This window comes from Myxococcus sp. CA033 (genome assembly GCF_013336625.1).
Classification (GTDB): domain Bacteria; phylum Myxococcota; class Myxococcia; order Myxococcales; family Myxococcaceae; genus Myxococcus; species Myxococcus llanfairpwllgwyngyllgogerychwyrndrobwllllantysiliogogogochensis.
The window spans coordinates 279,705-292,660 of the sequence record NZ_JABUMU010000007.1 but is presented as its reverse complement, the minus strand read 5'-3'; the positions used below and the strand labels follow the sequence as shown (position 1 = coordinate 292,660).

10 protein-coding genes are annotated in these 12,956 nt (G+C 68.8%); 8 read left to right on the top strand and 2 right to left on the bottom strand.

Annotation, left to right across the window (positions count from 1 at the left end; genetic code table 11):
• Positions 1 to 201: 201 nt before the first annotated feature.
• The 4 genes from HUA78_RS20410 (at position 202) to HUA78_RS20395 (ending at position 3,723) form a co-directional block, all read left to right on the top strand.
• A complete protein-coding gene (locus HUA78_RS20410) occupies positions 202 to 684 on the top strand; it encodes a Fur family transcriptional regulator (RefSeq protein ID WP_174455471.1) in 483 nt (160 codons plus the stop codon).
• A gap of 1 nt (position 685) precedes the next feature.
• The gene (locus HUA78_RS20405) at positions 686 to 1,198 is read left to right on the top strand and encodes a TlpA disulfide reductase family protein (protein ID WP_174455472.1); all 513 of its coding nucleotides are present in this window, start codon (positions 686 to 688) and stop codon (positions 1,196 to 1,198) included.
• An 81-nt stretch (positions 1,199 to 1,279) separates the two neighbouring features.
• Positions 1,280 to 1,561, top strand: a complete 282-nt coding sequence (locus tag HUA78_RS20400) for a septum formation initiator family protein (RefSeq protein ID WP_141648665.1) — start codon at positions 1,280 to 1,282, stop codon at positions 1,559 to 1,561.
• Entirely contained in the window at positions 1,558 to 3,723 is a 2,166-nt protein-coding gene (locus HUA78_RS20395) for a diguanylate cyclase (RefSeq protein WP_141648664.1), read from the top strand. The genes HUA78_RS20400 and HUA78_RS20395 overlap by 4 nt, the downstream gene beginning before the upstream one ends.
• Before the next feature lie 69 nt (positions 3,724 to 3,792).
• On the opposite strand, the gene HUA78_RS20390 is transcribed toward HUA78_RS20395, so the two are convergent.
• Positions 3,793 to 6,042, bottom strand: coding sequence for a di-heme oxidoredictase family protein (locus HUA78_RS20390; protein WP_141648663.1), 2,250 nt, complete (start codon positions 6,040 to 6,042; stop codon positions 3,793 to 3,795).
• Positions 6,043 to 6,250: 208 nt separating this feature from the next.
• On the opposite strand from HUA78_RS20390, the gene HUA78_RS20385 reads away from it, so the two are divergent.
• Complete coding sequence (locus tag HUA78_RS20385; RefSeq protein WP_174476957.1) at positions 6,251 to 7,048, top strand: class I SAM-dependent methyltransferase; 798 nt, start codon at positions 6,251 to 6,253, stop codon at positions 7,046 to 7,048.
• A gap of 100 nt (positions 7,049 to 7,148) precedes the next feature.
• Positions 7,149 to 8,045, top strand: coding sequence for a hypothetical protein (locus tag HUA78_RS20380; RefSeq protein WP_174476956.1), 897 nt, complete (start codon positions 7,149 to 7,151; stop codon positions 8,043 to 8,045).
• Between the two features lie 84 nt (positions 8,046 to 8,129).
• On the opposite strand, the gene HUA78_RS20375 is transcribed toward HUA78_RS20380, so the two are convergent.
• Positions 8,130 to 9,839 (bottom strand): HAD-IG family 5'-nucleotidase, encoded by a 1,710-nt coding sequence (locus HUA78_RS20375; protein WP_141648660.1) that lies wholly within the window; start codon positions 9,837 to 9,839, stop codon positions 8,130 to 8,132.
• A gap of 389 nt (positions 9,840 to 10,228) precedes the next feature.
• On the opposite strand from HUA78_RS20375, the gene HUA78_RS20370 reads away from it, so the two are divergent.
• Complete coding sequence (locus HUA78_RS20370) at positions 10,229 to 12,280, top strand: serine/threonine-protein kinase (protein ID WP_174476955.1); 2,052 nt, start codon at positions 10,229 to 10,231, stop codon at positions 12,278 to 12,280.
• A gap of 2 nt (positions 12,281 to 12,282) precedes the next feature.
• Positions 12,283 to 12,948 carry a response regulator transcription factor gene (locus HUA78_RS20365; RefSeq protein ID WP_174476954.1) on the top strand — a complete coding sequence of 222 codons (666 nt, stop codon included), beginning with the start codon at positions 12,283 to 12,285 and terminating at the stop codon, positions 12,946 to 12,948.
• The last annotated feature ends 8 nt before the right edge of the window (positions 12,949 to 12,956 follow it).

Here is a 12,956-nt window from a genome sequence, read left to right as displayed (position 1 = left end):
TGACGCCGGCTGCCGGACGTTGCGGGCCGAGGAGGCAGGGGGTATCAGAGGCCCCGCTTCCGGAGACCAACAGAGGTCGCTGACAGTTTACTTCGAAGAGGACCGGAGCTGGGGGGAAGGGCGGGGCGCGCGCGGTTCCGGGGCGCGGTTACACAAGGATGAGAGGGCCAACGCAGGGTCGGCCCCCTACCGAGGGATTTCATGCAGGGCCACGACCACGACCACGACGACATCAAGGACAAGGACGAGGTGCTCGCCCGCTACATGGCCCAGCATGGCCTGAAGAGCACGCGGCAGCGCAGCCTCATCATCGACACCTTCTTCGCCGTCGGCGGCCACCTGTCGGTGGAAGAGCTGTGGAACAAGGTGCGGTCGCAAGACGCGAAGGTCTCCGTCGCGACGGTGTACCGGACCATGAAGCTGCTCAACGAGTGCGGCCTGGCCCACGCCCGCAACTTCGGCGACGGCCAGACGCGCTACGAGGCCGCGGCGGGACGAGACCACCACGACCACCTCATCTGCACCCGGTGCGGCACGATCATCGAGTTCGAGAATGATCGCATCGAGACGCTCCAGGACGCGGTGGCCAGGAAGCACGGCTTCGCGGTGACGTCGCACAAGATGGAGCTGTACGGCCTGTGTCGGGACTGCCAGCGCGGGGCCCCCCTGCCCACGGAAGCGTGAGATGAGCGCCGCCGCGCGAGCCCTGGCCTGCATCGCCCTGCTGTCACTGGCGGGGTGTCGTGGCTCGCGGCCGGTGGATGCCGGACCGGCCTTCCTCCAGTCGCTGGCCCTGCCGTCGGTGGGCCCCACCCGCCACGACGTGCGCAAGCTGCAGGGCAAGGTCGTCCTGGTCTCCTTCTTCGCGACCTGGTGCTTCCCGTGCCTGGCGGAGATGCCAACGTTGGAGGCGCTCCAGCGCGACTATGGCGCGCAGGGACTGCAGGTCGTGTCGGTGGGGATGGACCTGGAAGGCACGAAGGTGCTCCAACCCTTCGCCGAGCACTACGCGCCCCGCTACCCGGTGCTGGTGGCCTCGGAGTGGATGATCGAGGGCCGCAGCCCGTTTGGCCCCATCAAGGGGCTGCCCACCACCGTCCTGCTGGACCGGCGGGGCCGCGCGGTGGCTGGCTGGCAGGGCGTGGAAGGCCACGGCGACGTGGCGAAGGCGATTGAAAAGCTGCTGAAGCAGGACTGAGCGCGCAAAGTCGACGGGTGCTACAGGTCTGGAGCGGATTTCTTGCGGGGGCGAGGCTCGCTGGTACCGTCGACGGCGTTCATGACGGCTCGCGGAAAGCTCCTGGTGGTGGCGGTGGGTGTGGCGGGGGCCTTGAGCCTGCTGTCAGTGGCGGATGCCAAGGGCTTCCGCCGTTACCTCTCCTTGAAACAGGACGTGGGTGCGCTCCAGCAGCGCAACACCTCCCTGTCCGAGCAGAACGAGGCGCTGCGCCAGGAGATCGCCGCCCTGCGCAAGGACCCCGCCGCGCTGGAGCGGGCCGTCCGTGAAGAGCTCGGCTACGTGAAGCCGGGCGAGCTCGTCTTTCATCTGGAGTCACCATGACGTCGCTGAGCGCGTTTCCGTCGCCCGGAAGGTTGCTGCGTCATGTCGTGCGGCTGCTTCCCACCGTGGCGGGGCTGTCCACGTTCCTCCACCTGGCGCGCGGCGGCTTCCGAGGCCTGCACACGCTGGGCTGGACAGAGGCCGGGCTGGTGCTGTTCCTGCTGGTGGGCATCGCCGTGGCGGCGTGGCGCCGGGCCATGCGCGGCTCGGTGGGCGCGGTCATCGACCTGCGTGATGACCTGGAGCTGGGCGGCGGGCTGGTCGCCGCGGGCTTCATCGTCGTGGCCATCGGCGGCGGGGAGCTGTTCCCCATCGTCTATCTCTTGATGGCGTTCCTGGTCGCCTTCCTGCCGCGCAACGCGGGGCTGACGCTGCTGGGCGTGGCGCTGGTGTTCGACGCGCTGGTGACGCTGGGCGGCCCGGTGCCCAACGCGGCGAGCTTCGCGACGCACTCGGCGTTCCTCGTGCTGTTCGCCGGTCTGTACCACCTGGTGCTGGCCTCGCGCATCGCAGTGGCCCGCCGCGCGGAGAACGACGCGGTGCAGAAGCGCATCCGCGAGGTGGAGGAGCGCGCGCGCACCTTCCGCCTGGTGAGCTCCGGCACGGCGGACAGCTTCAGCGGCATGAGCTCCGACGAGAAGTGGCTCGTCGCCTCGGTGAAGGAGATTGAAGGCGCGGTGCACGCGGCGCTGGAGATCGCCGAGACGGGCCTGCGCACCCACACCTGCGCGGCCTTCCTCCTGGCCTCCGATGACCGCAGCCTCAAGCTCTACGACTGCCGCTCCGGCTCCGAGCGCGTGCAGCGCGAGCGCTTCGGCGCGGGCGAGGGCATCATCGGCGGCGTGCTCAAGCGCCGCGCGCCGGTGCGGATGAACTCCGCCCAGGGCCTCAAGGGCGTGACGTACTACGAGGGCGGCGGCCCCAATGTGCAGGCCCTGCTGGCGGTGCCCATCATCGAGGGCAGCGGCCTGGTGCGCGGCGTGCTCGTGGCGGACCGCCTGAGCCATGAGCCGTTCAGCGACCAGGACGAGAAGCTCCTGAGCACCATCGCTGGTGAGGTGCTGCGCTCCATCGAGGTCGAGCGGGTGATGAGCTACATCCGCAAGACGCGCGACGAGAAGGACCGGTTCTTCAAGGCCATCGAGGAGCTGAACCGCGCGGGCAGCCCGGAGCAGGTCTTCGTGGCGGTGCTGGAGAGCACCCGGCAGTTGGCGAGCCTGGACTTCTGCGCGGTGACGCTGGTGTCGGAAGTGGACGGCAAGCGGATGCACCGCGTGGCGCGGATGACGGGCGTGACGGCGCACGGCAAGGCTTTGGAGGGGCGCTCCTTCGCGGACAACAACGGGCTGGTCGCCAACGTGGTGCGCTACGGCGCGCCGCTGCCGGGAAGAGATCTCAAGGCCATGGACCGGCAGGTCATCTTCGACGACGAGACGCAGATTCGCGGCCTGGGCGCGCTGAAGATCTTCCCGCTGGTGGCGGGGGACCGCATCCTGGGCACGCTGGTGGCGGGCTCGCGCAAGAAGGCGAACTTCGAGCAGGACGTGCTGCGGATGATCGAGGTCATCGCCATTCAAGCCGCGCAGGCCGTGCTCCGCGCGCAGCTCTACGAGCAGATGGAGCGGATGGCGACGACGGACGGCCTCACCGGCCTGTTCAACCACCGCACCTTCCAGGCGAAGGCGGACGAGATTCTCGCGCAGGCGCGGCGCTACCAGCGCAAGTGCTCCGTCGTCCTCACGGACGTGGACCACTTCAAGAGCGTCAACGACACCTATGGCCACCCGACGGGCGACCAGGTGCTCAAGGGCGTGGCGCGCATCATCAAGTCCATGGCGCGCGACACGGACGTGGTGGCGCGCTACGGCGGCGAGGAGTTCGTCATCATCATGCCGGAGACGGACGCGAAGGGTGCGTTCACCATTTCCGAGCGGATTCGCGAGGCGGTGAAGGCGGAGGTCTTCCAGACGGAGATGGGGCCGCTGCGCATCACCATGTCGCTGGGCATCGCCACCTTCCCCGACCACGGGATGGAGAAGCAGCAGCTCATCGACCTGGCGGACCAGTGCCTCTACCACTCCAAGCGCAACGGCCGGAATCAGTCCGTCACCGTGGCGCAGATGCAGGGTGGCCGGAAGCTCCAGGCGGTGGAGGCCTCGTAGTCTCCCGGCTCGGAGAGCCCCTGTCTTCGGGACTCCCCGAGCCGAGTGGAACCCGACGGGTCCGACGGCCTACAGCGACTGGAGGAACCTCACCAGCGCGGCGCGGTCCGAGGCGTTCATCGCGACGAAGGCGTTCTTCGAGGCGTTGCCCTCGCCTCCGTGCCAGAGGATGGCCTCGGTGAGGCTGCGCGCGCGACCGTCATGCAGGTACGCCTCGCCGCCGCTGACGCCCGCCGTCAGGCCGATGCCCCACAAGGGAGGCGTGCGCCACTCGGAGCCGGAGGCGATTCCTTCGGGCAGGTTGTCGGCCAGGCCCGTGCCCATGTCGTGCAGGAGCAGGTCGGTGTACGGGCGGATGGTCTGTCCGCGCAGCTCCGCGTTCGGGTGCCAGGCGCTGGTGGTGAGCGAAGCCGCGTGGCACTTCGCGCAGCCCGCGTTCGCGAAGAGCGTCTCTCCGCGCAGCGCCGTGGCATCGCGCAAGTCGCGCCGCGCGGGCACGCCGAGCAGCGCCACGTAGCGCACCATCTTGTCCAGGTCCGCGTTGTTCAGCTCCTGGCTTGCGCCCGCGCACCCCTGCTGCGACGGACCGCAGTCACCCGTGGGGAACACGGCGTTGGTGACGCCGATATCCCGGTTGAGGGCCTCGGCCACCTGGTGCTTCAGCCGGGCGATGCCGGCCTTCCACCCGAAGCGGCCCAGCCGCGTCTGGCCCGTCTCCGGGTCGACGACGGCCTGCATGCGGCCGGAGATGCCGTCCCCGTTGCTGTCATTCGGGTCGGCGAGCCCCGCGACGGCCGTCTCCGGAACGGCCTCCAACAAGCCCAACCCCACGAGCTGCGGCGTGATTCGCGCCGAGTGGTTCGTGGGGATGACGTTGAGGAAGGTGTAGTTGGGCCTGCGCAGCTCGTAGCCCGAGCCGTCCGCGAACAGACCGGTGCTCGTCGTCCAACTGGCGATGCGCACGTCCGCCTCGGGCGTGCCGCTGGTGCTGCGCGGCTGGAGGCGGAAGCCCAGGAACGGGTCCGCCGTCACCGTGGAGCCATTCACCCGGCCCACCTTGACGACGTAGTTGCCCAGGGTGGTGTTGACCGCGGGCGGAAGGCCTCGGCCGTTCTGCACGTGGCAGGAGATGCACGAGCGGGAGATGTAGTGGGGCCCCAGCTTGTTCACCTGCGACGACATGACGGGGTTGCCTGGCTCCGAGTGGCTGCCGTCGCTGAAGTCGGTGTGGTGCAGGCGGCGGCCCTCGACGAAGGGCTGCGCGTTCACTGGCGCCATGTTCAGCGCCATCTGCAGGAACCGGTTCCTCGGCTCGTTGGAGTAGGGGTAGTTCAGCGTCGTGCGTCCCCCTGACCAGCCCGCCGCGGGGAGGGCGAAGGAGTCGAGGATGGCGCCCTGGCCCTCGAACGGGACGATTCCCGCGCTGCCCACGAGGTAGAGCAGGGCGCGGCCGTAGTAGTTGAACCGACCTTCCACCGGTTGCCGAAGGAAGACGCCGGCCTCGATTTCCATGCGGTCTCCCACGCGGATGGCCCGGCCCTCCTTGGCGTTGAAGTTCACGCTCGCGGTGTAGAGGAAGTCGTTCACCCGCTCGAAGGTGCCGTTGTGGAAGTACTCCGCCACGGTGTTGAGGCCGCGGAAGAAGGCGCGGAAGTTCGTGCCGTCGTGCGGATAGACCGTGTGCAGGTTCACCTTGATTTGACTGCCGCCCTTGGCCACCTCGTCGATGATTTCGAGCCAGAAGGTGCGGTTCTCGAAGTAGCGCGCCAGGTAGTGGTCATAGGCCTGGTACTGAGACTCGCGCGCGTGCCTGTCGCGGACGCGGTCTCCCACGCGGGTGATGAGCGCGGTCGACGTGTCCTGCGTCGTCGCGGGCTCCAGCGCGGTACCGCTGTTGAAGAGGGGAATGATGTTCCCCACGTCGGGCGGGGGCCCGGCGTCGGGGGTGCCCGTACCGGCATCCGGAGTCCCGGTGCCGGCGTCGGGTTGCGAGGTGCCCGAGTGCGTGTAGCGTGCCCACGCCGTGTCAAAGGCGCAGTTACAGGCCACGTCCCAGTACGTGAACGAGTAGTCGACGAAGTCACCGGTGTTGAGACCGCTCACCGTGAACTCGTTGCGGCCGTTGGTGACGGCCATCCTCACGTTGAGCTGCAAACCGTTGTTCACCTTGTAGTGGATGTCTGCCCACGACGTGGTGTCGATGAAGAAGATGGCGGACGAGCCAGACGGCTGAGCGCCAGAGGTGGCGGCGCTCGCGGAACTGGCCGCGCATGCCGCCATCAACAATGCCACGGCCACTCCTGTTGCTCTCTTACTCATGCGTGTTCTCCAGGGGGATCCTCCGCATGGTGGCTTCGGCTTTCTCCACCATCCGAAGGAAGTGGAGTGTTAGGCCGAGAAGCCAAGAATTCCTATGATGTTCGGAAAATTTATCTACTAGGGTTATTTTCCGGACATCCCCGACAGCTCGGACTTGCGTCCTGATGCGTTGCGTTGAGGGGTGACTGGGGCAGGATGCGCGCCGCTCATGCCCCCCGTACCCCTGGCGGTGACGACCAGCACCAAGGTGGATGCCGCGCAGCTCCAGGAGGCGAGAGCCGTCGCGGCGCGGTGGGGCCTGCCGTTCCTTCCTCGTCGTTCGAAGGAGGGCATCGCCCCCTGGCTTGGGACGAAGGTGGAGGCGCTGCTGGTGGTGGGCGGAGATGGGGTGACGCTGTGGGAGCCGGAGGGTTCCTTCGGGTTCCATGCGGGCATGGCGCACCTGCGCCTCATGCGCCTGCGCGCGGGGGAGCCCGACACGTTCGTCCGGGTGGCGGAGCTCGGGGCTGGAGACTCGGTGCTGGATTGCACGCTGGGCCTTGCGCAGGACGCGCTGGTGGCCTCGCTGGCGGTGGGCCCCTCCGGACGCGTCGTCGGACTGGAGAAGAGCCGCGCGCTGTGCGCGGTGGCGGGGGAGGGGCTGCGTCGCTACGAGCGGGGGGCCGACGCGTGCGCCGTCGAGGTGGTCCATGCGGACGCGCGCGAGTACCTCAGGACGCTGCCGTCCGCGTCTTTCGACGTGGTGTTCTTCGACCCGATGTTCGCGAAGCCGAAGAAGGCACAGCCCGCCTTCGAGGTGCTGCGCCGCTTCGCGGAGCATGCGCCCCTCACGGCGGAGACACTCGAAGAAGCCAGGCGCGTGGCACGCCGGTGGGTGGTGGTGAAGGGCGCGCGCTACACGGATGACCTGCGCAAGCTCGGGCTCACACCGGAGCCGCTCTCCCGCTTCTCCGACGTCGCCTGGGGGCGTGTCGCCGCCCACGTCCCGGCGAAGTCGACCTCGTGAATCGCGACGGTGCACATCGCTGTGACTGGGATGGGCTGGAACCGTCGGTGGGACAGGGGCGTCTGCAGGGCGCCCCTTCTTTCCCCCGGACTCCTCCGTGATGCGTCATCGCTGGCTGTTCGCAATGAGCCTCCTGGCCATCGCCGCGCCTGGCCCGCAGTCACCGGAGCCCAGGGCCGTGGCCGCCGTGACGAACGCTCGTGCCTGGATGCCCGGCATCGAACGGGCCTACAACCTCTTCTATTACGACGAGCGAGGGGCCCGCGGTCCGGGGGAGGATATCGCGCGACCGGCTCGGATCAGCTCCCTGCAGGGTGAGCTGCGCGTCGCGGTGGTGGGCCTTCGGGAAGGGGAAGTCGACCTGCGAGTCACCGTCCGCGCGCAGGCGTACTTCGAGTCGAGTCGTGGCTCGGGTCTGCATCCCGAGTCCTCCATCACGCAACTTCAGGCCACCGTCTACGTGCTGCTCGATGCGCGAGGCGCGGCGCTCGTGACGTACTTCGAGCCCGGGTTGGAGCCCTGGACGCGGGACATCCTGCGGTCGATTGTCGCGGCATCACAGTTCGTGAGGCCAGAGGTCCAGGAGGAGTCCTGGCGGACGCAGGAGCTGGATGTCACCGGGGTGTATGCGGCCCGCTATCAGCACCATCCCAGTCATCACCCGTATCGCAAGTACCAACGGACGAAGGAGCACTACCTCCGACTCTCCAGGCCGGACGGACTGCATCCCCTCGCGACCTCCGTGCAGGTCTCCCTGAACGCCCGGACCGACTTCTACCTGGGTGAGGACACCTGGCCCGAGTTGGTGGAGGCGCGTGAGTACCGGGCGATGACGTCGACCGTGGGGGAGGTGCCGCCCGCCGCACAGAAACTCTCGATGACCTTGTCGCGAGTGTCTTCGCGTCGCGCTCCCGAGTTCATCGGCGCGCTGGAGCTTCAACGTCCCCGCCTGGACGCCGTGCCCCTGTCCACCCGGGTGCTTGTCCCAGGTGGATGACACCGGGGCACGCGGGCGGAATCAGGAGTCAGCGCCACGCGAGTGGCCCTTCCCTGGCGCGGACCAAGGAAGGGGAGGGCGCCGTCAGTCCTTCCCAGCACCCTTGGGTGGACCCTCGCCACCCATGGGGGACAGCCGCGCGGACAGCGCGCCGGCCTGCTCATGCGGCATCTGATCTCGCGGTGAGCGGTAGTACTGCATGGGCGAGTGGTGCAGGAAGTTGGAGACGCGGCTCGTGTAGAGGCACGCGTACTGCTCCACCTGGTAGCCGAAGCGGCTGTTCTCGTTGCCCTCCTTGAACAGCAGGCCCCAGTACGGGTTGAAGCCTTCCTCGACGTCTTCCTCCAGCGTGTCCGCGATGCCCGTCGCGTCCTTCAGCGCGCGACGCATCTTGTCCAGCTCCGACTTCAGCTGACGGCGCTGCTCCTCCACGGACTCGCGCTCGGAGGGCGTCAGCGGCTCGCGCTCCAGCCGCCGCTCCAGCAGGTTCAGCAGCGTCTTGTGGTGGTTGACCTCGTCATCCAGGCGCTCGCGGAGGATCTCCATCTGGGTGAGGGTGCCAATCTCCTCGCGCCGCGTGGCGGTGTAGGTGATCTCATCCTCGATCTCCTGCACCACCATGCACGTGCGCCACAGCGACGACTTCTTCGACTTCAGGATGTCGCCGTAGATGTGGTCGCCGACGTACAGGATGTTCTCACCCCGGTAGCCCGTGAGCTCCTCGAAGCGCGCCAGGTTGCCGCCCGAGTAAGCCTTCCCACGGTCCAACGACGTGGCCTCGCCCACGGGGCGGCCTTCCTCCGTCGACGTGTCCAGTTCCAGGAACGGCCGCGCGTCCGTGAAGAAGCCCGGCTTGCCCGCGGCAGTCACGACCACGTCGAAGTAGTTCCGCCAGCTCGGGTACTCCGGCAGCTGCCCGTCCAGCAGGTACTTCATCACCGCGTCCGTGTAGTCCCACGCGGAGTTCGTCAGGAGGAACAGCCGCTTGCCGCCCGAGCGCAGCTTGTGCAACGCGGGCCCCAGCTCCGGGTCCAGGAACACGTACCGGCCCAGGTCCTTGCGAACCTCGCGCTTGAGCGAGTTGTCCCGGTGCACCGCGTCGATGGCCTCGCGGATGTCGTCGTAGAGCTTGCCGTAGTCCACGCTCTGGCCCAGCGACTCCAGCAGTTCGATGATGCCCGCGAACAGGCACGTCTCCGGCAGCGCGAACAGCGTGTCGTTCCAGGCGAACTGGGGGTTGCGCAGCCGCACGCGCTTGTTGCGATACAACTCTCGCGACACCTCCGGCTTCAGCGGACGCAGCCCGTGGTACGCGCGGCCCACGTGGCCGAACCGGTCCATCTTGAGGATGTTCCCGTTCAGGCGATCCACCGCGAGCCCACGCATCACGAAGTGGTGGTCGTAGAGCAGGTGCCCCACCAGCGGAGGGTAGTGGTACTCGCTGATGAGCTTGGCCAGCGTCATGTCGAACGACAGCTGCTCCAGCCGGCGCATGTGGTAGATGGCCAGCGTGTAGTCCATGTCGAAGCCGATGAGCTCCAGCCCAGACATGCGCAGGTTGCGGTTGACGAAGACCTCCCGCGCCCTCGGAACGGTGTCCCTGGGGGCTCGCGGGGTGGAGAGCAGCCGCGCCAGCGTCTCATCCTCGAGGAGCTGCTGGGCGTGCTGAGCCGCCGCCTCCGAGCGCGCGCGGTTGAGAGGTGAACGGAAGCTCCCGTGAAGCGGGTCCGGGGAGGGCCCGCCCGGGATGGGACGGAAGGGGGACAGGGTTGGAGCCACGGGACGTCCACACATAACACGCGTGCTGGTTCGCGGCTCGGTCCTTGAGGGCACTGGACGGGCGTGGCACGCTCAAAGGCCGCGATGCGTTCGCCTGTCCGACGTCAGCCCTCGGAGACCGCCGAGGAACTCCATGCGCGCCTGTCCACCCGGGTCGCCGCGCTCGAGGACCGGGTGCGCCGTCTGGAGGCCCGGCTGCGCGCGGCGTCGCCTCGTCCCGTCGCCACCCCTCGGAGCACCTCCGGGCGAGCGGCCGAGCCCTCGAAACCGGAGTCCCGGCGAGCGCGCCCGCGCTGCCCCGGCTGTACCTTGGAGCTCCCCCCAGGCCGACGCGGCGAGTCGTGCGTCTGGTGTGGCTTCGTCTTTTCCGCAGTGACTCGCCGTCGCCCGGCGCGAAAGAAGCGATGAGCGCCACGTATCGTCTGACGGGTCGAATCGAGTCCGGAGAGCTGGCGGAGCTATACGAGGCCGTCCAGGCTCCGTCGGGCGAGGTGGTGGTGAAGCTCTTCCACCCCAAGACGTCGGACCCCGCCTACGCGCTGGACCTGGCGGAGACGACGCGGCTGCTCCAGTCCGTGCGCCACCCGGGCATCCTCCATGTCGTGGACATGGGCGTCGTGCGTCAGCGGCTCGCCGTGGTCCGCCAGGACGTGGATGGCGCCCTGTTGGGGACCGCCCTCCAGCGTCTGCACACCAAGGAGGTCCTCCTCCCCTCGGCGGTGGCGCTCTACATCGTCATCCAGTTGCTGGACGCCGTGCAGCACGCGCACGACGCGGGCGTCATCCACGGAGCGCTCACGCCCGGCAACGTGGTGCTGGGCCGGGCTGGCACGCCCGCGGTCTGCGACTTCGGCGCGATGCGCGCGCTCCTGGCCGTGCCCCAGCTGCGCAAGTCCTTCGCGGGGCGGGGCCGCGGCACATACCGCGCGCCCGAAGTCACCCGGGGAGAGGCCGCCACGGAGGCGTCCGACGTGTACTCGCTGGGCGCCATCGCCTACGAGCTGCTCACGCAGCGCGAGCCGGTGATTCCCGGCAGCGGCGGTGTCTCCACGCGCCGCAGCGAGGGGCTGCCTCCGCCCAGCCGGTTGGATCGCCGCATCAACGCGCGGTTGGATCCGCTCGTGCTTCGCGCGCTGGAGCCCACCGCCGCACGGCGCTTCCGCTCGTGCGCGGAGTTCTCGAACGCGCTGCGCAACTTCCTTTCGGCCAGCGGAGGCATGCCGGGCGCGGACGACGTGCGCCGCTTCGTCACCGAGCTGTTCCCCAACGAGGTCAGCATCGCGAGTCTCACGGCCCCGCCGTTCAAGGAGCCCTTCTCCCTGGAGCCCATCTCCGGCGCGGAGATGGACGACCTGGGCGCCGAGGAGCCCGAAGCCTCCATCGTCCAGCGCGCCCCCTACACCCGCGCGCTCTCGGAGACGGAGGCCCGCGCGGAGACCCTGGAGTCCGTGCCCGGCTTCGAGGAATACCGTCCCGAGGACTACGAGCCGGACATCGCCGCCGCGCCCGCCCCGAGCGCTCCGGAGCCCGAGCAGCGCCTGCCCGACGGGGACTGGACGGAGGGGACGCAGGCCCCCGGTGTCGAGCAGGGCTGGGATGCGCCTCCGGGCGCCGCGCCGCCCAAGCCGCGTCGGCAACTGGGGGCGAAGGGTGGGGGAGCCGACCAGGGGGCCGCGCGCGCACAGGTTCGCAATCCGCGCATGCGCGTCTTCGAGGACTTCTCCTCGCCGAGCCCGCCTCCCGACGATGACGAGGAGTTCTCCGTCGTCGGTCGTCGCGCCGCGGCTCGGGCCAAGCGCGCGCCGCCGCCCGTGGAGAAAGGGCCTCGCACGCTGCCGGACCCGTTCCCCGCGGTGGCGCACCCGGGCCGGCGCGACGACATCGCGATGCCACCGCCCTCCGCGCCCGCGCTTCCCGCGCAGCCCTCCCCGCGGATGAATACCGACGAGCGGAGCATCCGCGATACGCAGCACCGTCGCGGTCGACTGGTCGCCATCGCCGGAGTGCTGGCCCTCGTCGGCCTGTCGACGTTCGTCATCGCCGCCTGGCGCCTGGGAGGGGACGGCCCTCCGGTGCAGGAGCCCGGGGATGCCCCCGTGCTTCCTCCCGACCCGACGCCGATTCCCCGGCCCGCGCCGCCCCCGAAGGCCGCCGCCGTCCGCGCGCCCGAGCCCCGGGAGGAAGTGGAGGATCAGGTCGTCGCGCTGAACAAGCCACCCGTCAGGGTGCGCGGCTTCCTCTCCATCGAGACGAACATCCCCGCGAAGGTGTTCCTCGACGGAGACCTCATCAGCCGCTCGACGCCCGTGAGACGCTACCCCGTGCGTGTCGGCTCGTACGAGGTCATGATGATCGCCCTGTCGACCGGTGAGATGAAGAAGATGTCGGTCCGCATATTGAAGGGCAAAGAGAATCAAGTAACCGTGTTGAACTTCAGCGTGCCCCCCCGACGGTGACCATGGACCGCACTCGCATCTTCGTCGTCGAGGACCAGCCGCAGCTGCTCAAGAACCTGCTCAAGGTGCTGAGCACGTTCGAGGAGCTGGAGGTCGTGGGCAGCAGTCAGGAGGGCGAGGCCGCGGTGGAGGACATCGTCCGCGTCCGGCCGCAGCTCGTGCTGCTGGACCTGGAGCTGCCCGGCATCAACGGCATCCAGGTGACGCAGAAGGTGAAGCGTCAGGCGCCGGAGGTGGAGATCCTCATCCTCACCTCGTTCGACGACGAGCAGAAGGTCTACGAGGCCATCCAGGCCGGCGCGTCCGGCTACCTGGTGAAGCGCGTGGGCCCGGAGAAGATTCGCGCCGGCATCCACGAGGTGATGGCGGGCGGCACCGTCCTGGAAGCCATCATCGCCCGTCGCTTCTGGAACTACTTCCAGTCCATCCAGGGCAAGCCCGCCACCCCGAAGAAGAAGGCGGACAACCCCTGGAAGCTGACGCCCACGGAGTTCGAGGTGCTGGGCTACGTGGCCAAGGGGCTGTCCAACGCGGAGGTGGGGCACGTGATGACGCTGGAGCGCCGCACCGTCCGCACGCACCTGTCACATATCTACCGGAAGATGGGCGTCAACTCTCATGTGGAGGCCGTGGTGTTGGCCCTGCGTGAAGGTGTCGTGGACCTGTAGCCTCGCCC